Raw genomic sequence first — 22,374 nt, 5'->3', positions numbered from 1 at the left:
GTGGCCGGGAATCGCGAGGTTCGGTCATGAGGCAGTCGATTCGTCACGGTTCGTCACAACCCGCGCGCGACCTTGAACCAAGGTCCGATGGCAGTAACCTGATCGGACAGTCGCCCGCGTTCCTGCACGCGATGGAACTGATCCGCAAGTCCGCACAATGCGGCGCCACGGTGCTGATAGAAGGCGAAACCGGCACCGGCAAGGAACTGGCCGCGCGCGCGATCCATTACATGAGCGCGCGCCACGATGCGCCCTTCATTCCAATCAACTGTGGAGCGATTCCCGATCATCTGCTCGAGAGCGAGCTCTACGGGCACGAGCGCGGCGCGTTCACCGATGCGCGCGAAGCGTCAGTGGGACTCGTCGCGCAGGCGGACGGCGGATCGCTTCTGCTCGATGAAATCGAGGCGATGAGCCCGCGGGCGCAGATCGTGCTGTTACGGTTTTTGCAGGATCATCATTACCGGATGGTCGGAGGCAAGGTGAACCGTCGCGCGAATATACGCGTGATCGCATCGAGCAATGCCGATGTCGAGGCACTTACGCGCACGGGAAGTTTTCGCAGCGATCTGTATTTCAGACTGAACGTACTCGCAATTCGCTTGCCGAGTCTGCGCGAGCGCGACGGCGATGCCGTTCTGCTCGCGCGCGAATTCTGCCGGCGTCTTTCCGAGCGATACGAGCAGCCGCTGAAGGAACTGCATGACGACACGATCGCATTTTTGCAAAGCTATGCGTGGCCGGGCAACGTGCGCGAACTGGAGAACATGATTCATCGCGAATACGTGTTCGGTAGCGGGCCGTTCATCCGGCTTACCCACGCGAGCCGGCATCGTCTCGAGCAGACGGCATGGCTGGATGCGCGGCCGCAGGACTTCAAGAGCGCGAAGGCCGCGGCGGTCAGGCAGTTCGAGCGGACCTATCTGCACGACGTGCTGTCGCGCACCGGCGGCAATATCAGCGCGGCCGCGCGCATGGCGGGCAAGGAGCGCAGCGCGTTCTGCCGGCTCATCAGGAAACATGCGGGTTGATTCGCACCCGATTGTGACTCACGAACCATGATCCGGTTGCGTTTAAAGCAAACACACCATCACCGCCTCCCCTACCCGTCACTTTTCCGTCGTCAGCATGCTATGCGCGACGATGCGACTCAGAAATTCAATCGCATGCGCCCGCGTGCCCATCGGCGCCAGCACCTGGTGCGGGTCGAGCCCGAAACGGCGCGCATTGCCGGCGACCAGACTCATCTGCAGATCGTTGAGCGACTCGCTCAATGACAGATGCGTGAAGCGACCGGAAGGCTCGGCAATGTCCGGTTTGTCTTCGCGTGGCACGTCGAGCGTCAGCACCTGCGCGAGCGTCGGCGCGTTTGCGATGCGCGCGCTCGGCAGCATCCGGTCTGCGGTCCAGCATCTGACAGGCGACTGGGCGCAGTCGCTGCGCATTGGCTTCGCAATCTTCGTGGTGTGCCTCGCGATCGCTCTCATGCTCGCATGGTGGCGCGTTCATGCGGCGCCGAAAGAAGTGGAACCGGTCGAAGTAACGGCCGCACACTGAAGGTGGGGCCGGCGGGTCGTCTCACGTGGCGCTGAGCAATCTCAGCCGGCCCGCGCGCATTGCTGGCTGAACGGCACGGTAAACCGGAAGTCCGCCCCTTTGGGCTCGCGCGGCGCCGCCCACAAACGCCCACGATGCGCTTCCACAATCGAACGGCAGATCGGCAGCCCCATCCCCATACCGTATGACTTGGTCGTGAACATCGGCTCGAACAAGCGCTTGACGACAGCTTGCGACAGCCCGCTTCCGTTATCTTCGACCGACACCACCGCATGCGCTTCGTCAAAAGGCCGCGACGAGATCGTCAACACCCGTTCCTGGTCCTGCACCTCAGTCATGGCCTCAATGCCGTTGCGAATCAGATTCAATAGAACCTGCTGCAGTTGCACGCGATCGCCAAGCACGAGCCGCTCCTTCAGCCTCAGACCACCGGCATTGACCGATACCCCTTCGCGTTTGATTTCACCGCCCAATACCACCAGCACCTCAGCGATCGCATCGTCGATATCGACGTCGGTCAGGTTCGGACCGGACTTCCTCGCGAGCGACCTCAGACCCGACACCACGTCGGCCGCGCGCCGCCCGTCCTGAACGACCCGCGCGAGTGACGCCTCCGCTTCATCGAGCGCAGGCTGGCTTCTCCTCAGCCATCTGAGGCCGGCCTCGGCGTTGGTGACGACGCCGGCGAGCGGCTGGTTGATCTCATGCACGATCGACGCCGCCAGTTCGCCCATGGTCGCCAGACGCAGCGCACGCGCCAATTCTTCCTGAGTGTCGCGCAACGCTTCTTCTGCCTGCTTGCGTTCGGTGACATCCATCGTTACGCCGACATACTGCAGACCATCCGGCGCGCGTTGATCGAGCTGGCTCATGGTCTGAAGGTGCTTGATCGTTCCGTCCGGCAGCAGGATCCGGAATTCATAGTTGTACGGCTTCCCGTCACGTACTGCGTCGGCTAAGGCCTGCTCGATCCGCGGTCGATCCTCCGGATGGATACGCGACAGATGACCCGCGGTGGTGAGCTGATAGTCAGGCTCCCTGCCGTAGATGCGATAGAGCTCCGCGGAGCCTTCGATCAGTCCCGTGCGGAAGTTCGTTCTGAATGTGCCCGCGTGGCTGATCTGCTGCCCAAGCGCCAGAAACGCCTCGCTCATGCGCATCGCCTCCTCCGCCTTGCGGCGTTCGGCATAAAGCTGCGCATTCTCCAGCGACGCGGCGGCCTGCGCGGCGAGCAATTTGAGTACGGCGATCCGCGCGGGCGTGAATACATGAGAGACCTGATTGTTCTCGAAGTACAGCACGCCGATCAGCCGGTTCTGCTTGATCAATGGTAGGCAGAGAATCGAACGGCACCGGGTGGATTGAAAATAGCGCTTCTCTTCGAACGCGTGCGGTTTGAGCGCATCGTCCAGCAACACAAACTGTCGAGTGCGGACCACATAGCGGATCAGCGAGACCGGCAACGTGTCGACTGTGACATTGCCACGTTGAGTCTGCACATCGATGCTGTCGCCCCGCACCCACGCCTGCGCTTCGATCTTCAGTTCCTGTTCCTGCGGCATGATCAAAACGCCCCGCTCACCGCCCGCGTGCTCGAGCGCGATCGTCATCAGCACACGCATTAACCTGTCGAGATCAATCTCCCCGGAAACGGCCTGCAACACCTTGAGCACCGTCGCCAGATCGAGCACGTCAACCGATGTGCCGATGATGCCTTCGTAGTGCGGCACGGCCTCCGCTTTCAGGTGCGGATGCAGTTCTTCGAGCTGCTTGACCTTCCCCACGGCGCCCCAGCGCGCGTAGCAGACCAGCGCCTGATGAATGTAAGTCCGGTAGATCGTATCGACGCCACGGCTTTGATAAAACCTGCCGGCGAGTTCGTTCGCGATTGCCTCGACGTGAATAAAGCCGTACTGGCGCGATAGCTGAACGGATTCTTCATAGAGCCTTTGTGCATCCAGCACGCGATTTTCTATGCGCGCCATTTCGGCCGACAACAATGCCGCACGGCACGCGAAATTCGCAGGATTCAGTTCCGCCCATACCGTCATCTGCCGGCAATGCCCGCTCAACTTCTTGAGTAGTTGAGTCCGCTGACCGGTTGCGCATGTATCGAAGTAAGCCGCCCGGTTGAGCGCACCATAGAAATGGAATTCCGCGAGTTCGAGCGTCTCGATCATCGAGTACGTCACGTCTTCGGCCTTTTGTGCCGCGTCGACACCGGACCCAAAGTCGTGCGCGAAGAACGCCTTCCGGGTCTCGCGAATCCAGTAATGGCATGCCGATATCGGCAATGCCAATTGCTGGTCCATGCGCGCATCGAGGGAATGCCTGAGGTCCAGGTATTTAACGTCCGGCCCGATTCCCTCCAGCGTGCGTATCCCGTCCAGTTCGCCTGCTAGCGCGGCGACAAAGCGCCCCGCGCCAATTTTTTCGACGAACGCGACGTTCTGCTCTGCAATCTGCCGGACTTTAGAGAGTTGCTCGCCTGCAAAAACGAGGTTCGCCACCATCACCTTCGTTCCGAAGGTTGCGGTGGTTTGGTCTCCATGTGCAGTCGCGATCCCGACCGCGCGCGTGACGACCGCGCGCGCTTCCTCGAGACCCTTCGACCACGGTAGCACCATCCCTCCAAACCATTGCAGCACTTTGGCCTGGAGGCGATTCATGTCGGTCGTCTCGACGAGATCGCAACCGAGTTTGCCAAAGCGGAACGCGCGTTGATAATCGCCGAAACGCAAACTGAGCGCGCTGGACAACGCGCTATACGCGTAACACGATGCGTCACAGCACCCGTGCTCCAACGTGATGTTGACCATCCGCACGATGATGAAGTCGCGCAGGTTCATGTCCGTCAGCACCGCGGGGCCGGCGAGTTCCGCCAGAACATCCATCACGGCGAGCCACACATCGCTCGTCATCCGCGGGAGGTCCACGAGTTGCTCGATTTCGCGAGCTCCGAGCAACTGGTGCATCCGCTCGAATTCCCGCCGCACGTCGCGGTCGGTTGGTTTCACCGGCCAGCCGATATCGACATCGCGAAGATACGCACGCCCGATTTCAACCGCACGCTCCAGCTCATCCGTCATCGCATGAAACGCGATCGCGAGGCGCGCGACCGCGGTCTTGTCCTCGAGCGTTTGCGCACGTTCGGAGAGCAATGCGAGACGGTCGCCGACAGGCGCCAGCGCACCGCTTAGAAAGCCACACTCGGCACGATAGAACTCGAGCCGGAAAATGGTCTGGAAGTTGTCCTGCCAACGGGTGTCCGGACACTGCGAGCGCGCCGCTTCGAAATAGGTCAGCGCCGATGCGAATGCCGCACCCGCTTTCGCACGCAGGCCGGCTGCCATGTTGATGGACACCGCTGCGTCTCTTTCGTCCGCGCAAGCGATCAGCGCGCTGCCGCGATTGATATGGTTAGCGATGTCGAAGATCCGCTCGCCACGTTCCTCCGGCGGTATCTTCGAGACGAGGACTTGCGCTATCCGTCGGTGCTCCGCTGCCAGTTCGGACTGTGGGATCAGCCGGTACGCAGCCTCCTGAACACGATCGTGGACGAATACATAGCCGTCCGCGGTGGTGCGCAGAATAAAGCCCGCATTGACGGCTTCCGACAGCGCGTCGTGCACGTCGCCGTTCGATTGCCCCGCAATCCATGCGAGGGTTTGCGTGTCGGTCGCATTGCCGAGACAGGCGAACCGGCTAAGTGTTTCGCGCGTGACATCGGACAGCCGGCCGAGCCGTCCGACGATCAGCTGCGCGCCATTGTCCATGTACGCTCGACCGCGGATGCGTGATAAGTCCCACGTCCAGCGCGCCGATTGATCGTCGAAGGCGATCAGGCCATCTTCGAACAGCTTCGAAATGAACTGGATCGTGAAGAAAGGATTGCCGCCGGTCCTCGTCAGGATCAGGTTCGCGAGCTCGGTCGCACGCGGGTCTTCGCAACCAAACGTGTCGACGATCAATTGCCGGGTCTCGTTCAGATCCAGCGGCGCGAGCGCGATTTCCTGCATAGGCACACCACTGTCGCGCAGCGCGTCGAGCGCGCGCGCAAACGGATGCGACAGTTCGATCTCGTTGTCACGATAGGCGCCGATCAGCAGCAGATGGCGGCCTTCCCGGTTCGCGACGAGGTACCGGATAAAGTCCAGCGTCGCGTGATCCAGCCATTGCAGATCGTCGAGAAAAAGCGCGAGCGGATGGCCGGCTGCCGCAAATACGCTGACAAAGCGCCCCATCACTTTCTGGAAACGGGCTTGCGCGTCTCGCGGCGGCAATTCGGCGACCGGCGGCTGCGGCCCGATCACAAAGCCCAGATCGGGGACAAGATCGACGACCAGCTTACCGGCTGCGCCGACCGCATCGAGTATTTCGCCGCGCCAGTGCTCGAGCTCGCTCTCGTTGCCACGCAATATCATCTGAACAAGATCGGAGAATGCCTGGGAGAGCGTCGCATACGGTATGTCGCGTTTGTACTGGTCGAACTTTCCCGCGGCGAACAGGCCGTTCTTCGGTACGAGTGCGTGACGCAGTTCGTTGACGAACGACGATTTGCCAATGCCCGACGAGCCGGACACGAGCACGACGCCCAATGTGCCGCTCGTCACCATCTGCGCAAATGCGGCCTGCAAGGTCCGCGCTGGCTGCTCGCGTCCGTACAGCTTCGCGGGAATCAGGAGCTGGTTCGAACGGTCGCGCTCCCCTAGCGGAAAAGGAATGATCGCCTGGCCGTTGTCCCATTGCGCGACACACTTGCGCAAGTCTTCTTCGACGCCTTGCGCGGTCTGATAGCGCTCCTCCATTGTTTTGGCCAGCAACTTCATCACGATCGCCGACACGGTTTGAGGGATCTCCGCGAACTGCATGTGCGGCGGCACCGGTCGGCGCGCGATGTGGCAATGCACGAGTTCCATCGGGTCATCGGCAGCGAACGGCAGGCTGCCCGTCAGCATCTCGTAGAACGTGACACCAAGCGCATAGAGGTCGCTACGGCAATCGACGGACCGGTTCATCCGGCCGGTTTGTTCCGGCGCCATGTAGGCGAGCGTGCCGACCAGCATCGCGGGCGGCGCCGGGTTCTGAAACTCCGACGCTAGACGCGATGCGACGCCGAAGCCGGTCAGCCATGCACGTCGCCGCGACTCGTCGACCAGAAAATGCGCCGGTTTGAGGTCCTTATGGATGAGGCCCTGGTCGTGCAGGCGACCACAGGTCGCCGTCATCGCGATCGCAAAGTGAAGGAATCGCGTGATGTCGAACGGTCGCCCGACCTCGCTGGAAAGGGGCACGCCGCCGGGGTCCGCCAGCACGAGCGCGAGTCGCCCCTCCTGTCGCGTGAGCGCGAGCGGACAAGCTGACCAGCTTGCATCGAGGTCCGGGCGCAGCTCGAATTCGTGTTCGAGCCGCGCGATGACGCTACGCGCGGGAGGTTGAGCGCAAGGCTGCACGACAAGCACCGGGTTGCGATCCAGTTTGCCTCGATGCACCGTGACATCGTCGGACCGCAGCAGCGAATGCGAAAGCTCAAACGACTCCATCTGTGACCCCATGCGCCAATCGTGTCGGTAGTATTGCCAAACTCCGGGCGATGCTTCGCCGTTTGCCGTGGTTCCTTTCAGCGGTGCGGCGGTCTATTTTAGGCTCCGTTCCGTGCGCGCTGCCATTAGCCCAATGACGGCGCGCTTTCATCACGGTGCACGTTTGAATTTGCAGGGGTGTGTCCAAATTTTTCTGTTGCAACGCGTTGCCTGACGCCGCCGACACAGCAGGCGTGCAAGGCTCGGCGAGATAGTTTGCGGCTCTGGTTTGGGCTGCCCGTACCGTCATCAGGAGATCACCGTAGCGAGTGTTAAAAATCGGCCACGGATTGTCACTCGACGGTCACTCAACGTACGGCGGTAAAGGCAATGAAGATCGCAAAGCGCGACGCGCGATCGGCGCTCCGCGGCGACTGGAGCCGAATTCACAGACTGGGATTCGGCTTCGTTCGCATTGCATCGGCGAACAGCATAGGGGTGCAATATTACAAATGCAATTATCTGACCGACGATTGGCACACGTCTCTGCGCGACCGGATTGACCGTTAGCGGATAAGCAATTCAAAAGGCGCGGGCTCTTCCCAGATGAAATTGCCGTCCGGCTGCCGGATCAGTTCGGGAAAATGGCCCGGCACGATGCGATCGGCGCGCTCGAGTATGCGCCGGATCGTGCGGGTCCCGACGTCGACTTCGTCGAACGCCATATCGCAGCGTTTGAGGATCGCTTCTTTCGCGTATTTGATCGCATCGCCGGCGACAATCACGCGACCGCGGTCCGCGGTTTCGAGTTCGATGCCGTAGCAGCCAGGCGTATGGCCTGGCGCGGGGAAGAAATTCACGCCGGCGTCGAGCTGCCCTTCTCCGGTCAGAAACTCGACCTTCGACTTCGACAGTTGCTCGCGGATTCCCCACGGCAAAAGCATGTCGTGCGGATGCGGATGGGCCGCATACTCCCATTCGCGCTCGCTGACCACGAAGCGTGCATGCGCAAACAGATCGACGTTATGCGCGTGATCGAAATGCAGGTGCGACAGGAATACCGTGCTGATGTCGGCCGGTGCGATGCCGCGATCGGCAAGCGCCTTCAGTAGCCCGAGCCGCGATATATAGCCGCCGGTATCGAACAGGATCAGGCCGTCTTTACCTCGAATCAGCGTGACATTAGCGATGCCGAGGAAGTCGTTTTTCAGGCGCAGGTTGTTTCCCTGCACGAGAATCTCGTAGGTGGGTTTCATCCGGTCTCCGTTCCGGCTGGGATGGCGCCATAAACGATGCGCTCGTGCGATGGGCGCGCCTGAACGCATCGAGCGGAGGAACAATGTGGTCGACGGCCAGCTTGACGAATCCGTCGCGGTCGCCGGTGCGTAGCTGCTCGATCATCGTCGCGTGATGCTCGCGCGAGTGCGAGAGCAATTGCGGATCGCCGACGCCGTACCACCGGATACCGGTTGTCTCGACCCACAATTTTTCGATGGTTTCAGCAAGGTACTGGTTCGGACAGGTCGCCCAGATGCGTCGATGGAATGCATCGTTCAGCACATTGACCTGCAGCAGATTGCCTGCGTCGAGCTCGCGGCAGTATTCGGCATGAATTGCTTCGAGCTCCGCGAGTGCTTCAGGCTCGGCAGGCATCGGCAGGCGCTGCGCGGCTTCGCGCTGCAGGATTATCCGGACCTCGTAGATCTGTTCGACCTGCGTCAGCGAAAAGTCCCGCACGATCACACCGCGGTTGGGCCGCCGCGTGACGAGCCCCATCCCTTCCAGTTGCACCAGCGCCGCGCGCAGCACGTGGCGTGACACGCCGAACTGCGCGCTGATCTCCTCTTCGACCAGCCGCTGATGCGGCCGCAGACGGCCAATGATGATGTCCGTCTTGATGCCCTCGACCAGTTGCGCTGCCTGTGTGTCCGTCCGTGTAACCAAGCCCTCTCCCTCGCTTCGTTGTTTTGCGCGCGCCGCCGCGTTGCCGACGCCCGTTCCGCTTACAGCCGTTATGACGCGCAATTCTACCCGCGTCGATGATTGACAACATTGGCGTTTACCTTGAAGACAATCTAATTGACAAAATTGTCGACAAAATCGAGACTCGCTCTCCATCTTCTGCCGGCAACCCAAGCGAGCGGCCGGGAAACGCAAGAAAAAGGATCCGCAGACATGATTCGACTGGCCGACACGAACGGCATCCAGACCCGATACACGTTGACCGGCAAGGCGGGCGCGCCAGTGGTCGTGCTAAGCCATGGACTCGCCGCGGACCTGTCGATGTGGAAGCCGCAGATCGACGCGTTGTCCCGCTCGTTTACCGTGCTCGCGTACGACATCCGCGGCCATGGCGGATCGGGCGCGACGCCCGGCGACTACACGCTCGAGCTGCTCGCGCACGACGTGCTCGCGCTGCTCGACACGCTCGATATCGACCAGGCCCACTATGTCGGCCTGTCGCTCGGCGGGATGATCGGCCAGCAACTCGGCATCACACACGGCGCGCGTCTTGCCAGCCTCACGCTATGCGCGACGACCAGTGACGCGCCGAAGGCGTCGTGGGACGCGCGCATCGTCGAAGCCCGGCAAATCGGCGTGACACCGCTAGTCGAAGCGACCGTCGATCGCTACGTCACGCCTGCGTTCAAGCAGGCGCACCCGGCACTGATCGAACAGATGCGCGCGATGGTGCTCGGCACTTCGCTCGCCGGCTATGCCGGTTGCGCCGCCGCAATCCGCGACATGACGCTTGCCGAAGGACTCAGCCGCATCGCCGTGCCGACCCTCGTGATCGCCGGTGAAGCGGACACCTCGACGCCATTGCCGGTGCTCGAGCGCATCGCACGCTCGATTCCCGGCGCCGAACTGCAGACCATTCCCGACGCCGCCCATATGCCGACGCTGGAACGGCCGGATCTGTGCAACCCGCTGCTCGAACGCTTCCTGCTTGCGCATTCGCGCGGCCAGTCCACCTATTAAGTCAGGAGTCCCACCATGTCAGGCCGTCTCTCTGGAAAACGCATCATCATCACGGGCGCGATCGGCAACATCGGCAAGGAAGCCGTGCGCAGCTTCGTCGCGGAAGGTGCGCGTGTGGTGATCGGCGATATCGATGAACATGCCGGCCGCGCGGTCGTCGCCGAGTTCGGCGGCGCGACGCACTTCGTGAAGGTCGATGTGAGCAGCGAGGCGAGCGTCGCGAGTCTGCTCGCGCAAGGCGTCGAATGGCTCAACGGACTCGACGTGCTCGCGCAGAACGCCGGCTTGCAGCGCTCCGGGCCGATCACCGGGTTCAGCCAGACGGACTGGGACGCCCTCTTCGCGGTCAATGCACGCGCGCACTTCTTCGGCGCGAAACACGCGGTTGCTCATCTGAAGCGTTCGGGCACAGGCTCGATCATCAATATGTCGTCGCTTGCCGGCAAGCGCGGGGGGCCTGGCCTCGTCGCGTACTCGGCGTCCAAAGGCGCGGTGGTTGCATTCACAACCGCGCTCGCAATGGAACTCGCGCCCGACAATATCCGCGTGAACGCGATCTGCCCGGGCTGGGTCGATACCGCGTTCAATCAGCCGGCGATCGACTTCATGGGCGGCGCGAATGTGCAACAGCAGAAAATCGCCGCGCTGGTGCCGCTCGGCCGCCAGGCGCGCGCCGCTGAAATCGCGCCGCTATTTGTCTATCTCGCGTCGGACGAGTCCGCGTACGTGACCGCACAATCGTTCGGCATCGACGGCGGTGTCTACAATGGCTGACGCGCTCGCGCAGCCGATGCCCGCCGGCTCCGCGGGCCGCGCGGAGAAGATTCTCGAGATCCGCGGCATCGCGAAGTCGTATGGCGCGACGGTTGCCGTGCGCCGCGTGTCGTTCGATATCGACCCCGGCGAGATCCACGCTCTGCTCGGCGAAAACGGCGCGGGCAAATCGACAATCGTCAAAGTGCTGTCGGGTATCGTCGCGCCGGACACCGGTTCGCTGACGCTCGACGGCCGCGCATATGCGCCCGCTGATCCGATGGCCGCCCGCGCCGCCGGCGTGTCGACCGCGTTTCAGGAACTGAGCCTGCTGCCGAATCTGAGCGTCGCGGAAAACCTGATGCTGCCGCGTCAGGCAAAAGGCGTGGCGGGCCTCGTGTCGGTCGCGCAAAGCCGCGAGCGCGCCGCAGCGATGCTCGCCGCGTATGGCCTGTCACATATCCATCCCGGCGTGCCGGTGCAGTCGCTATCGCTGGCGGAAAAGCAGCGCGTCGAGATCATGCGCGCCGTTGCGCGCAAGCCGCGCCTGCTCGTGCTTGACGAGCCGACGGCCGCGCTCGCCGACCCGCAATGGCTGTTCGACATCCTCGAACGCCTGACGGCCGCCGGCACCGGCGTGCTGTACATCTCGCACCGTCTTTCCGAGGTGCGCCGGCTGTGCCGGCGCGGCACCGTGCTGCGCAATGGCGAAAGTATCGAGACCGTGTCGCTCGCTGGCATCGCGGATGCCGGCATCTTCGAGATGATGGTCGGCGCGACCGCGCGCGGCACGCATGCGGCGCGCAGCACGCCGAAAACATCGCTGCCTGAAGCGTTCGGCGTGCGGCACCTCGCTGGCGGCACGGTCGAAGACATCACGTTAAGCGTCGGCAAGGGGGAAATAGTCGGCGTGGCCGGCCTTGAAGGCCAGGGCCAGCGCGATCTGTTCCGGATGCTTGCCGGGCTCACGCCGGCACGCAGCGGCGAAATCCGCGTCGATGGCAAGCGCGTGCGCCTGTCGAGTCCCGCTGCCGCCGCGCAAGCCGGCATCGGCTTCGTACCTGAAGAACGCAAAACCGAAGGCGTGTTTCTCGGCTTGCGCACCGACACCAATATGACGCTGCCGGTGCTCGGGCGGCTTGCCCGCTTCGGCGTGATCGATCGTGCGCGCGAAAAGACCGCCGTCGACAGCGAAGCGGGCCGCGTCGATCTCGCGAGCCGGTATCTGAAACTGCGCATCGGCGCCCTGTCCGGCGGCAATCAGCAGAAGGCGCTGATCGGCCGCGTGCTGATGTCGGGCGCGCGCTATCTGGTGTTGTTCGATCCGACACGCGGCGTCGATGTCGGCACCAAGGCGGTGATCTACGACGTGATCCGCCAATTCGTCGCGCAAGGCGGCGCGGCGCTCGTCTATTCGACTGAACTCGCCGAACTGATCCATCTCGTCGATCGATGCGTGGTGGTGTACGGCGGACGGGTTGCCGGCGAAGCGGCAGGCCAGCACCTGTCAGAAGCGCGCCTTGTCGCGCTCGCCGCAGGACATGGAGCGAACACCCGATGAATGTCACGTCCTCTTCTCACGCGATTGCCAAGCTGCGCCCGCAACCGTGGTATCGGCGCACACTCGGCGACGGCACCACGATCATCATCGCGATTCTCGCGGTGCTGACCGTGATCTTCGCGGCCACGCAAGCCGATGCGCTCACGGCGTCGGTGCTGACCGACATCCTGAACAACAGCCTGCCGCTCGCGCTGGCCGCGGCCGGCGGCACGCTCGTCGTGCTGACGCGCGGCTTCGACCTGTCGGTGGCCGGCGTCGTATCGCTGACCAACGTGCTGGTCGCCGTGCACGGCGGCAGCGGCCCGTGGGGCGCGCTGCAAGGCGCCGCGATCGCGGTCGCGGCAGGCGCGGCAGTCGGTGCGATCAACGGCTATCTGGTCGCCTACTGGAACCTGCAGTCGATCGCGCTGACGCTGGCGACGATGATCGTCAGTTCGGGCGTCACGCTGCTGATTCTCGATGCGCCTGGCGGCGACGTATCGGACTTCATGACCTACACGATGACCGACCGCATCGGCGGCATCGTGCCGGTTGCGCTGGCCGTCGCGCTCGTCGTGTATGCGCTGTGGCGCGTGCTGCGGCGGACCGACTGGGGCGTGGGTCTTTACGCGACCGGCGCCGACGAGCCGGCCGCGCTGCTCGCGGGTGTGCCGGTCAAACGCGTGAAGCTGATTGCGTACACGCTCGCGGGCGTCTGCTATGGACTCGCCGGCTTCATGCTGACCGCGCTGACATCGACCGGCACGCCGAACGCGGGCGAACCGTACCTGCTGCTGGTGTTCGCGGCGATCGCACTCGGCGGCACGTCGTTCGCAGGCGGCCGCGGCGGTGTAGCCGGCTCGATGCTCGGCGCGCTGACGCTCACGCTGTTGCAGAAGGTGCTGTTTTCGACAGGTGTGTCGTCGTTTTACACCGGCATTTTCCAGGGCGTGGTGATGATCGCGGCGGTGGTGGTCGCGGTATTTTTCGCGCGCCTGTCGACCCGTGCGGAGACCCACGCATGACCCAAACCCCTTTGACCGGCGGCCGGCCCGCCGACACGCGCGACGGCCACGCGACGCCCGGCATGTTCGCGCGGCTCGATCGCGACGTGCGCACCGCGATCGCGCTGTTTGCGATCTCGTTCGCGCTGATTGCCGCATCGCGCGTGCTCGGGCCGAATTTCGGCAGCCTCGCGCAGACCAAGGCGATCCTCGTGATTTCGAGCTTCCTGATGGTGGTCGCGTTCGGGCAGCAGATGGTGATCCTGCTCGGCGGCCTCGATCTGAGCATCGCGTCGATGATGACGCTGGGCGGCGTGCTGGCGTTCAAATGGATCGGCGGATCGGACGCCGCGGTGGTCTGGGGCGTGCCGGCCATTCTGCTGATCACGGCGGCGCTTGGCGCGTTGAGCGGGATTGGCGTGAGCGTGATGAAGATTCCGCCGTTCATCATGACGCTTGCGATGGGCGTGATCCTGTACGGCGTCACGCTCGGCTTCACGCAAGGCACGCCGACCGGGCAACCTTCCGCTGCGCTGTCCGCTCTGTTCGCGAACACGTCTTTCGGCACGCCGATTCTCTATCTGATGGCGGTGGCCACCGCGGCCGGCTGTTTCCTGCAGATGCGCACCGGCTTCGGCCGCAAGCTCTACGCGCTCGGCACGAACCCGACCGCCGCGTATGTTGCCGCGCTGCCGGTGCACCGGCTGACCATCGCCGCTTACGCGATCAGCGGAGCGAGCGCGGGCCTCGCCGGCATCCTGATGCTGGGCTACGTGCGAGGCGTCACGCTGACGCTCGGCCAGAGCTACCTGCTGCCGTCGGTCGCGGCGGTCGTGATCGGCGGCACATCGATCGTCGGCGGGCGCGGGCTGTATCTCGGCGCGGCGGCCGGCGCCATTCTGCTCACTACCCTGTCGACCATCGTCGCATCGCTTGGCATCGCGCAAGGCTGGCGCACGATCGTCTATGGCGTGGTGATTTTCGTCGCGCTCGTGCTGTTGCGCGACGACCTCGCGACGCTCTTCAAACGCAGTCGCATCACATCGCAATCGAAGCATTCCTGACGCACAACCCTAACAACCGGGACACCCGGAATACATACGGAGGCAACATGAAAGTCCGCTCGATTCTTGCGCAAGGCGCCGCCGCGCTCACCGCCATTGCGGCCCTTGCCGGCGCCGCCGCGCACGCGCAAACGCCGCCGAAGAAGTACAAGGTCTATCTGAGCATGAGTTACAGCGGCAATGGCTATCAGACAGAAACGTCGAATCTGATCAAGGCGCTTGCGGCGACTCCTCCGTATGACAAGCTGGTGGATCTGAAAACGGTGATTTCCGGCACCGACGTGCAGGCTCAGGCGGCCGCGTATCAAAGCATGGTGTCGGCGGGCGCCGACGCGATCATTACGTTCCCGATTTCATCGACCGGCCTGAACCGCGCGATCCATGAAGCGTGCGAAAAACATGTGCTCGTGTACACATACAGCGGCACCGTGACCGAGCCATGCGCACGCACGGTCAGCTACATCACCGCGGGCTTTGCGCAAAACACCGCGCAATGGCTGGTGAACAAACTGAACGGTAAAGGCAACGTGTTCATCGATCGCGGCGTGGCCGGCAACTCGGTCGACAAGATGAACTACGACGGCGCAATGAGCGTGTTCAAGCAATACCCGAATATCAAGGTCGTCGCCGAGTACTACGGCATGTGGAACAGCCAGACCACGCAGCAGGAAACCGCGAAGGCGCTCGCCGCGCATCCGGATGTCGACGCGATCTTCGGCGAGAACGGCGAGGACGGTATCGTCGCGGCGATGCTGGCAAGCGGCCAGAAGAAGCTCGTGCCGGTGACCGGCGAAAACACCAATGGCTTCCGTCTTGCGCTCGCGAACCCGGACCTCAGAAAACGCGGGCTCGATGGCATCTCGTCGGGCGATCCGATCAACGTGTCGGGCTACGCGTTCAAGCTGATGATGGAAGAGCTGACCGGCAAGCGCAAAGTAACCGTGCACAACATCGAGTACCCGCTGCCATGGGTGCCGGCGGACAAGGTGAAGGTCTGCACTGGCGATTCGTTCGTCAACGGCTGCAACGCGTTCCCGTCGACCAAAGTGCCCGACTCGTTCAATACCGAAGTGTTCGATCCGGTGCTGACGCCGGAGTTGTCGCTGAATTCGGCGCTGCACGGCACGCCGACGCCGGGCGCGACGATTCAGCCACTGCCGGCGAATATCGTGAAGCAAGCGCCGAACGTGCCGGGGGTGAATTGCCAGCACTGCGAGGCACCGGCGGACCTGTTCAAGTTGACGAAGGTGTCGGCGACGGTCAAACCTTAAGCGTTGCATGAGCGACTGTCAGCGGGCCGCGTGCGGCTTTGCGCAGCCGGCCCGCCGCGCCGCTTTGATTTCCTGGTTCGTTCCCTGCTGTCCCTGGAGGCCGCTCTCGTGAGCATTCCTGTCTGCGCCCCTGCCCGCCCACTATCTCGTGCGCCTAAAAAGCGTCTGCCGGCCGGCACCGTCGATTGTCATTTCCACGTGTTCGGGCCGGAGCGTGCATGGCCTTACGCGCCGGGCCGCAGCTATACGCCGCCCGATGCGACGCTAGCCGACTACGAAACCCTCGCGGACAGCTTCGGCATCGCGCGTTCGGTGATCATCCAGCCAAGTCCGTACGGCATGGATAACCGGCGTAGCCTGCAGGCGATCGCGGAGAGCCGTCTACCGATGCGCGCGGTGCTGGTGGTTGAGCCCGACGTCAGCGACCACGATCTCGCTGAATTTCATCGGCTGGGCGCGCGCGGCGTGCGGCTTAATCTGCTGTTTGGCGCAGGGCTCGCCCTCGAGACCGCACAGACCTTAGCGAAGCGGATTCAAGGCCTTGACTGGCACCTGCAATTTCTCGCGGACGTGTCGACGCTGACGGATCTGACGGGCTTTGTCGAGCGCCTTCGGGTGCCCGCCGTGTTCGATCATCTCGGCCATGTGCCGGCCCACAAGGGCATTCGCGATGCGGGTTTCCAGAACCTGCTTGCGCTGGTTCGCGATGGACTCGCGTGGGTCAAGCTGTCGGGCACTTATCGCAGCACCGGGCTTCACGCGACACCGTACGTCGATACGCGCCCGTTTATCGATGCGCTGATCGACGCGAACGCGCGGCAACTCGTATGGGGCACGGACTGGCCGCATCCGGCCATCGCGGTGCCGATGCCCGACGACACGGAGCTTGTCGATCAGTTTAATGAATGGGTCGACGACACCGCGGTGAGACAGGCCATCTTTGTTGATAACCCGGAGAGGCTGTACGGGTTCGAGCCGTACAGCTCATAGGATCGCATCCGGCGCACATCGATGCAGGATGACGCGCACGATGCCGCACGAGCGTAAGTCACCTGCGGCATCAAACTCAAATAATGGCGGCCGCCGATCCTTGCAGCGATATCGGCCGGCTATCGCGCAGGCAGGCTTTGTTCGAGCGCCAATTGGTCGATCGCGCGCCGATCGAGTTTGCGCAACGGCGTACGAGGGATGCGTTCGACGATGACCAGCATTTCGGGCATCTTGAAGTCCGACAGTTCGCTGGACAGGTCTCTCAACACCGCTTCGGCCGAAAAGCGGACCGTGTCGCCCGGCACGACGAACGCGATTACTCGTTGCCCGAGTTGCGCATCGGGCACGCCCGCCACTGCCGCATCCTCGATCGCCGGATGACGCCGCAGCGCCGCTTCGACTTCAACAGGCGAGATATTTTCACCGTCGCGGATCAGCAGCAGCTTTCTGCGGGATACATAGTGGAGTTCGCCGATATCGTCCATCCACAACATGTCGCCGGTGCGAAACCAGCCGTCGATTTTCGGATCCTGAAGCAGGACGCGATCGCCCGGCTTTAGACCGAATGCGCGAAGGCCATTGACTAACCTGCACACCTGAGCCGCAACCTCCGCGAAGCTCAGGCATTGTTCGCCTCGCGCCGATGCCGGGGCCTGCGGGCAAGCACGCGCATGTGCAAACAGTGCGCTGACAACGCCGGGATCCGAGGTTGAACGAGCGGGCTGGATATTACGAATTGATTGGCTCATGGTTCGCCACCTGTAAGGTTGCTGGAGTGAATGCGCAGCAACGGAGCGAAGCAGAGTTCGGGGTGCTGCTGGTCGATGGCCGAATGACACTGGAACATCATGCCGTAGCGTATCCTGAACGCGCGGCTCAAGTGGACAGGACTCGCAAAGCCGTATTGCTACGCGATCTTCTGGATCGCGCATTGCAACGCCATTCACGGAACCCCGTCCGCATTTGCCTGTCGCACATACCGTTTGTGCCGGTCAGCCGCGGTCAGCCTGTTTGACAAACGCGACCTGTCGACCGGGCACCTGCTCGCGATTCCATACAAATTACGTTCAATGCCTCCAGGAGCATGCATGCGACGCCTGACGATCCCCTTTGCTTTACTTTTAACCACGCTAACCGCATGTGGCGCGTTAAGAACTCACGAAGCACGTGATCCGCAAGGCGAGTTGGTCGGCTCGAACATTCTCGATCTGGCGCAGTCCGTCGGCATTCCCGACAAGACAATGAAACTGGTCGACACGGGTGGACCGAATGACCGGCTGGAAGCGCAATGGAATTTTTCGAACTCCGACGCCGCGCTGGATATGAACGCGCTCGTGCTCGACATCAAGGTGGGTGGTGCGGGCAAATGCAGCATGACCGCGACGGTCGAACGCTGGGGCGGCAAGGTGCTCGCCGTGAACTTCCCGCAAGCGCATAGTGACAGTATCGGCTCCGACTACGGCGCGTGTGAGCCGCTCGTCGAAGAAGCGCTGACGCACAATCCGCACACGCCGGAAGACCCGAAGTGGGATGCGTTTTCGCTGGTCGGCGCGGCAAAGTAGAAGAGCACCGGATTCCGGTGCGGATCACCGGATATCCCAGCCGACGTACACCATCAATTGATCGTGTTTTCAGACGCCGCGACGCGCGCCCATCGACCCGTTGGGCATCGACTACTGCGGTGCGCCGTTCAACTGGTCGATACGCGCCGCGATGTACGAATAGAACGGATTCCACGAGAGTCGCGTCAACAGCCCCGCGCCGACGATCAGCGCGCCGGTTTCGCCTCTTATCGATTGCGCGCCAAGATGTACACCCAGGTCATCGCTGGGATCGGGCGTACGTCCGTACAACGAATCGGTCTCGGGAAACGGCAGCGCCACATGCGACAGCGAATAAATGTCGCCTGGATAATCGAGCCCGGTTGGTGTCACCGTGGCGGTTTTCGTGCTTGCTTCGATGGTTTGTTCGACGACCTGCGATGACGTGGTCGACGCATTAGTCAGGACCGTGAACCGATAGTGCAGCGGCGGCGGCGGCGTCAGACGGCGCAACGCGTCACGCATCGCCGCGCGCAGCAGCGGACTCCATTGCGCGGTCCGGTTGATGTCGAACAGTACGAGCTCGCTCCCATTAGGCGGTAGTTGCGCGTACAAGGAACTGATGATCGCGCTGGTGCTGACCGTAAAGTCGATCACCGACTGAAACGTCAAGATCGGTGGCAACGACGCGAGCTGTCCACGATTGTTGGCCTGCGCGACTTCCCGCTGGATCTTTCGCGTCAACCGCCACGACTGCCGCGCGCCGCTCACCGGAAACGAGTTGTACTTGAACGGATTGAATTCAGGCACGATGTCGAGCCACGCAGCCTTCGCAAACGACGGCAGTACCGCCGGCCATGCGGCGACGCCCGCAAAGCGCGCGAATTGCGTGATACCGATCATCGGTGAAAGCAGAATGAGGCGGTCCGCTTGCGGCAGTCGCGAGTCCTGCGACGCTTCAAGCGAATATTCAAGCGCGAGCGCACCGCCGTTGGAAAAGCCCACGATATGCAGTGGCGCGGGTGCCGGCACGCGGCGGCGCGCTTCGCGTACCGCGAGCCGTGTGGCCGCTTCCCAGTCGTCGGCGGTGACGTCGGTCAGGCTCGAGGGGACGGTGCCGTGCCCGGGCAGACGGATCGCCACCACGACAAAGCCGTCGCGTTGATAGCGCCTGGCGATGTGGCGCAAGCTGAATGGGGAATCGGTCAACCCGTGCAACATCACGGCAACACCACGCGGCGTCCCTTCTGGCGCCAGCGTGTACGAACGATTCCAGTCTATTTTAAAGTGCCCGGGAAACACTGGGCTTCCTGCGAAATAGCGATTCGCCGGAACGCGCTGGTCGGGCGGCAACTTGTCGGTCACGTTTTTTCTGACCGCATCGAACAGCCGGTTCTCCTGCGCGATGTAATCGTCCCAGCTTGCACGATCCAGTTCGTGCGCGTGCATTTCTTCGGGCACGTAGGTGTGCCACAACGCTAACGGCGGTTTGCGCTGCGTGTCGACCATCCGCACGCCGACGATCGTCGCGACGATCAGCAGCACGACAATTGACAGCCGCTTGATCCAGCGCAGCGCGAATGCTTTCATTCTGATATTCGGCATGTGCGGTCGTTGCCTCGCGAACGGGTGACCCGCAATAGTGCGCCGCGACTGCGGCGCTCGTGCCGCACTAATGCGGCACTAGTGCGGATAAGCCGGCCATAACAGCGGCACGATCGCGACGGTAATGACGAGCGACGCGATCGCGGCCGGCAAGCCGACCTTGAAGAACTCCTGGAATCGATAGCCACCGGCGGTATTGACCAGCGCGTTGACGGCCGTGGAAATGGGCGAGCTATACGCCGCGGATGCCGCGATCGCGGTCGTCATCGCGAACGGATAAGGCGATGCATGCAGATGCTCGGCGATCGCGATCACAACCGGCGCCATCAGCACCGCCGTCGCGGTGCTGGATATCACGAGTCCGACGATCAGCGTCATTGCGAATACCGCGGCAAGCAAGCCATGCTGCCCCCAGCCGCCCGCCACACTCAGCACCGCGTCGGCGGCGATGTCGATGCCGCCGGTACGACGCAGCGCAATCGAGAACGGCAGCATCCCGACGATCAGCACGAGGCTGCGCCAATGAATCGCGCGGTATCCGCTATCGAGGCTCACGCAGCCGAGAAAGCCCATCAGCAGACAGCCGATCAGCCCCGCGAGCACATTGGGCACCGCCGGTATCAGCATCAGGATGATGACGAGCGCCATGCAGCCGACCGCATACACCTGCTTATGCGGAGCGGGCACGTACGCTTCGCTTTCGACGGGCATCGCGAGGCAAACGATGTCGTGCTCGACCGACTGCATCGTAAAGATATTGATCCACGGCCCCACGACGAGCAGCGTATCGCCGACTTTAAGGCGGGTTGTCTGCAAGTCGTGTTCGATTGCGGCGTCGGCGCGTCGCAAGCCGACGACCGTCAGCCCGTGGCGTCGCAACGCGACCGAACTGCGCGCGAAGTTGCCGACCAGACTCGAGTCCGGCGGCACGATCACCTCGGCCATGCCGACATCGTGTCGCTGATCGGTGAAATACGCGCCGGACATTCTGAGCGAGACCAGCGCGAAGCGCTCGCAAAAGCTTTGCACATTGAACGCCGCGACATCGACGTCGAGCAGCAACACATCGTCGGGGGCAATGTTGCTTTCCGACGTGGCGAGCAGCAGGCTCGTGCCCATCCCCGCACGCCGTTCGATCGCGACCACGTGCGCATCTGGATTGTCGCCGAGGCCGCCGCGGCCGAGCGTCTTTCCGACCAGCGGCGAATTGAGCGCGACCTTCAGGCGGAACGCGCGGCCCTGCAGCGAATATCGCGCGACCCAATCGTTTACCGACGGCCGGTGGGTCGCCTCCGTGCCCGCTGCCCCTTTCAGAAAGCGGCTCGCGAAAACCATATATGCGATGACGGCTGCGAGGATCGGCAAGCCGATCGGCGTAAACGAAAAAAATGGGAAGCCTTTCAAGCCGCGGTAAATCAACGCGCTGTTGATCACGAGATTCGATGATGTCGCAACCAGCGTCAGCATGCCGCTCGTCAACGCGGCCATGCTCATCGGCATCAGCAGCCGCGCGCGGGGAATGTTCGATTGGCGCGCAATGCGGACCACAATCGGAATGAAGATCGCGACCACCGCAGTCGAGCTCATCCACGCGCCCATCATGCCGACAATCGACATGATCAGCGTGAGCAGGCGGCGCTCGCTCGAACCACCCCGCTCGATCAAATAGTCGCCGACGCGCTGCGCGACGCCGGTGCGCGCGAGCCCGTCACCCAGCACGAACAGCGCGGCAATCAGAATGATGTTCGGGTCGGAGAACCCGGCCAGCGCCTCATTGACGCTGACCACTCCCGACAATGGCAGCGCCACGATCATGATCAGCGCGACCGCGTCCGCACGAGGCTTCCCGAGCAGGAACATCACGACCGCGACGGCCAGGCAGGCAACGGTAATCAGAAGGTCGAAAGACATGGTCTCGCTTCGCCATTCGATTGGCCACAGGGGCCACACGTACCGCGGAAGTGCCGGAGATTGAAGATCGACGAACTAGTCTAGTTGTAAGTCAACGTTTTTGCAGAGTCTACCAGGGCATGCATGCGGTATTCATCGATATGTTCTTAGGTTACGCGGACCTCGAAGCGCGCTGCATCAGGCCATCTGGCCGAGCGTTTTGCGAAAGCGCATCAACGAGAAGCCGAACAGCATGCTGCCGATCACCGCGAGCCAGAGGAACGGCGGCCACACGACGCCGATGCCGGCGCCGCGATACAGAATGGCCTGGCTCAATTCGACGAAGTGCGTGGTCGGCGCGATCAGCGTTCTGCACGACGGGCGGCATGCTTTCACGCGGCGTGTTGCCGCCCGACAGCATTTGCAATGGCAATTGCACCAGCGGCATGCGCGAACCGCGGCATGCCGCGCATTGGCGGCATTAGCGCGCTTCAACCGACGCCCGCTACATTTATGCGCGGCGGGTTATGGTTCGACGCGACGTTAGAGCCGGCCAGCCGGGCGACACCAGTAATCAAAGGTCGCCTTCACAATAGACGGCTTTCACATAACGTGCGGCGCATCAGATGGATTTACCGCAAGTGTTGGCGAATCG

The 22,374-nt window shown here is 62.7% G+C and carries 16 protein-coding genes and 1 pseudogene; 9 read left to right on the top strand and 8 right to left on the bottom strand.

Annotation, left to right across the window (positions count from 1 at the left end):
- Positions 1 to 26: 26 nt before the first annotated feature.
- Entirely contained in the window at positions 27 to 1,031 is a 1,005-nt protein-coding gene (locus BX592_RS12770) for a sigma-54 interaction domain-containing protein (protein ID WP_134192133.1), read from the top strand.
- Positions 1,032 to 1,109: 78 nt separating this feature from the next.
- Here BX592_RS12770 and BX592_RS12765 read toward each other — a convergent pair whose 3' ends face one another.
- The 4 genes from BX592_RS12765 to BX592_RS12750 form a co-directional block, all read right to left on the bottom strand.
- The gene (locus BX592_RS12765; protein WP_134192132.1) at positions 1,110 to 1,394 is read right to left on the bottom strand and encodes a hypothetical protein; all 285 of its coding nucleotides are present in this window, start codon (positions 1,392 to 1,394) and stop codon (positions 1,110 to 1,112) included.
- Between the two features lie 204 nt (positions 1,395 to 1,598).
- Positions 1,599 to 7,112: a trifunctional serine/threonine-protein kinase/ATP-binding protein/sensor histidine kinase gene (locus tag BX592_RS12760; protein WP_134192131.1), complete on the bottom strand. Its 5,514-nt coding sequence runs from the start codon at positions 7,110 to 7,112 to the stop codon at positions 1,599 to 1,601.
- Between the two features lie 533 nt (positions 7,113 to 7,645).
- On the bottom strand, positions 7,646 to 8,335 hold the full coding sequence (locus tag BX592_RS12755) for an MBL fold metallo-hydrolase (RefSeq protein WP_134192130.1): 690 nt from the start codon (positions 8,333 to 8,335) through the stop codon (positions 7,646 to 7,648).
- Positions 8,262 to 9,236: a GntR family transcriptional regulator gene (locus BX592_RS12750; RefSeq protein ID WP_243849511.1), complete on the bottom strand. Its 975-nt coding sequence runs from the start codon at positions 9,234 to 9,236 to the stop codon at positions 8,262 to 8,264. The genes BX592_RS12755 and BX592_RS12750 overlap by 74 nt, the downstream gene beginning before the upstream one ends.
- Positions 9,237 to 9,254: 18 nt before the next feature.
- Between BX592_RS12750 and pcaD the strand changes: the two genes are divergently transcribed.
- The 7 genes from pcaD to BX592_RS12715 all read left to right on the top strand — a co-directional run bounded on the left by pcaD (position 9,255) and on the right by BX592_RS12715 (position 16,683).
- Positions 9,255 to 10,061: a 3-oxoadipate enol-lactonase gene (gene pcaD, locus BX592_RS12745; RefSeq protein WP_134192129.1), complete on the top strand. Its 807-nt coding sequence runs from the start codon at positions 9,255 to 9,257 to the stop codon at positions 10,059 to 10,061.
- 15 nt (positions 10,062 to 10,076) lie between these two features.
- Positions 10,077 to 10,835, top strand: a complete 759-nt coding sequence (locus BX592_RS12740) for an SDR family NAD(P)-dependent oxidoreductase (protein ID WP_134192128.1) — start codon at positions 10,077 to 10,079, stop codon at positions 10,833 to 10,835.
- Positions 10,828 to 12,375 (top strand): sugar ABC transporter ATP-binding protein, encoded by a 1,548-nt coding sequence (locus BX592_RS12735; protein ID WP_243849510.1) that lies wholly within the window; start codon positions 10,828 to 10,830, stop codon positions 12,373 to 12,375. The genes BX592_RS12740 and BX592_RS12735 overlap by 8 nt, the downstream gene beginning before the upstream one ends.
- The gene (locus BX592_RS12730; protein WP_134192127.1) at positions 12,372 to 13,379 is read left to right on the top strand and encodes an ABC transporter permease; all 1,008 of its coding nucleotides are present in this window, start codon (positions 12,372 to 12,374) and stop codon (positions 13,377 to 13,379) included. Before BX592_RS12735 ends, BX592_RS12730 begins: the two co-directional genes overlap by 4 nt.
- On the top strand, positions 13,376 to 14,422 hold the full coding sequence (locus BX592_RS12725; protein WP_134192126.1) for an ABC transporter permease: 1,047 nt from the start codon (positions 13,376 to 13,378) through the stop codon (positions 14,420 to 14,422). Before BX592_RS12730 ends, BX592_RS12725 begins: the two co-directional genes overlap by 4 nt.
- Positions 14,423 to 14,469: 47 nt before the next feature.
- Positions 14,470 to 15,693: a sugar ABC transporter substrate-binding protein gene (locus BX592_RS12720; RefSeq protein WP_134192125.1), complete on the top strand. Its 1,224-nt coding sequence runs from the start codon at positions 14,470 to 14,472 to the stop codon at positions 15,691 to 15,693.
- A gap of 108 nt (positions 15,694 to 15,801) precedes the next feature.
- Positions 15,802 to 16,683, top strand: coding sequence for an amidohydrolase family protein (locus tag BX592_RS12715; RefSeq protein WP_243849509.1), 882 nt, complete (start codon positions 15,802 to 15,804; stop codon positions 16,681 to 16,683).
- Between the two features lie 119 nt (positions 16,684 to 16,802).
- Here BX592_RS12715 and BX592_RS12710 read toward each other — a convergent pair whose 3' ends face one another.
- Entirely contained in the window at positions 16,803 to 17,615 is an 813-nt protein-coding gene (locus BX592_RS12710; protein WP_134192124.1) for an AMP-binding enzyme, read from the bottom strand.
- 156 nt (positions 17,616 to 17,771) lie between these two features.
- Here BX592_RS12710 and BX592_RS12705 point away from each other — a divergent pair, with 156 nt between their 5' ends.
- On the top strand, positions 17,772 to 18,245 hold the full coding sequence (locus BX592_RS12705; RefSeq protein ID WP_134192123.1) for a hypothetical protein: 474 nt from the start codon (positions 17,772 to 17,774) through the stop codon (positions 18,243 to 18,245).
- Positions 18,246 to 18,356: 111 nt separating this feature from the next.
- Here BX592_RS12705 and BX592_RS12700 read toward each other — a convergent pair whose 3' ends face one another.
- The 3 genes and pseudogenes from BX592_RS12700 to BX592_RS12690 all read right to left on the bottom strand — a co-directional run.
- A complete protein-coding gene (locus BX592_RS12700; RefSeq protein WP_134192122.1) occupies positions 18,357 to 19,829 on the bottom strand; it encodes an alpha/beta hydrolase in 1,473 nt (490 codons plus the stop codon).
- 78 nt (positions 19,830 to 19,907) lie between these two features.
- Positions 19,908 to 21,740 (bottom strand): SLC13 family permease, encoded by a 1,833-nt coding sequence (locus BX592_RS12695; RefSeq protein WP_134192121.1) that lies wholly within the window; start codon positions 21,738 to 21,740, stop codon positions 19,908 to 19,910.
- A gap of 177 nt (positions 21,741 to 21,917) precedes the next feature.
- A pseudogene (locus BX592_RS12690) lies at positions 21,918 to 22,161 on the bottom strand (ABC transporter permease); the annotation flags it as partial.
- Between the last annotated feature and the right edge of the window lie 213 nt (positions 22,162 to 22,374).

Source organism: Paraburkholderia rhizosphaerae (assembly GCF_004366595.1).
In the GTDB taxonomy this organism is placed as follows: domain Bacteria; phylum Pseudomonadota; class Gammaproteobacteria; order Burkholderiales; family Burkholderiaceae; genus Paraburkholderia; species Paraburkholderia rhizosphaerae.
The sequence above is the reverse complement of the archived record's forward strand: the minus strand, read 5'-3'. Positions and strand labels throughout refer to the sequence as shown.

Coding starts and splice junctions, on each gene's coding strand:
- BX592_RS12770 (WP_134192133.1), top strand. CDS start 27: ATGAGGCAGTCGATTCGTCACGGTTCGTCACAACCCGCGCGCGACCTT.
- BX592_RS12765 (WP_134192132.1), bottom strand. CDS start 1,394: ATGCTGCCGAGCGCGCGCATCGCAAACGCGCCGACGCTCGCGCAGGTG.
- BX592_RS12760 (WP_134192131.1), bottom strand. CDS start 7,112: ATGGGGTCACAGATGGAGTCGTTTGAGCTTTCGCATTCGCTGCTGCGG.
- BX592_RS12755 (WP_134192130.1), bottom strand. CDS start 8,335: ATGAAACCCACCTACGAGATTCTCGTGCAGGGAAACAACCTGCGCCTG.
- pcaD (WP_134192129.1), top strand. CDS start 9,255: ATGATTCGACTGGCCGACACGAACGGCATCCAGACCCGATACACGTTG.
- BX592_RS12740 (WP_134192128.1), top strand. CDS start 10,077: ATGTCAGGCCGTCTCTCTGGAAAACGCATCATCATCACGGGCGCGATC.
- BX592_RS12735 (WP_243849510.1), top strand. CDS start 10,828: ATGGCTGACGCGCTCGCGCAGCCGATGCCCGCCGGCTCCGCGGGCCGC.
- BX592_RS12730 (WP_134192127.1), top strand. CDS start 12,372: ATGAATGTCACGTCCTCTTCTCACGCGATTGCCAAGCTGCGCCCGCAA.
- BX592_RS12725 (WP_134192126.1), top strand. CDS start 13,376: ATGACCCAAACCCCTTTGACCGGCGGCCGGCCCGCCGACACGCGCGAC.
- BX592_RS12720 (WP_134192125.1), top strand. CDS start 14,470: ATGAAAGTCCGCTCGATTCTTGCGCAAGGCGCCGCCGCGCTCACCGCC.
- BX592_RS12710 (WP_134192124.1), bottom strand. CDS start 17,615: ATGCGCGATCCAGAAGATCGCGTAGCAATACGGCTTTGCGAGTCCTGT.
- BX592_RS12705 (WP_134192123.1), top strand. CDS start 17,772: ATGCGACGCCTGACGATCCCCTTTGCTTTACTTTTAACCACGCTAACC.
- BX592_RS12700 (WP_134192122.1), bottom strand. CDS start 19,829: ATGCCGAATATCAGAATGAAAGCATTCGCGCTGCGCTGGATCAAGCGG.
- BX592_RS12695 (WP_134192121.1), bottom strand. CDS start 21,740: ATGTCTTTCGACCTTCTGATTACCGTTGCCTGCCTGGCCGTCGCGGTC.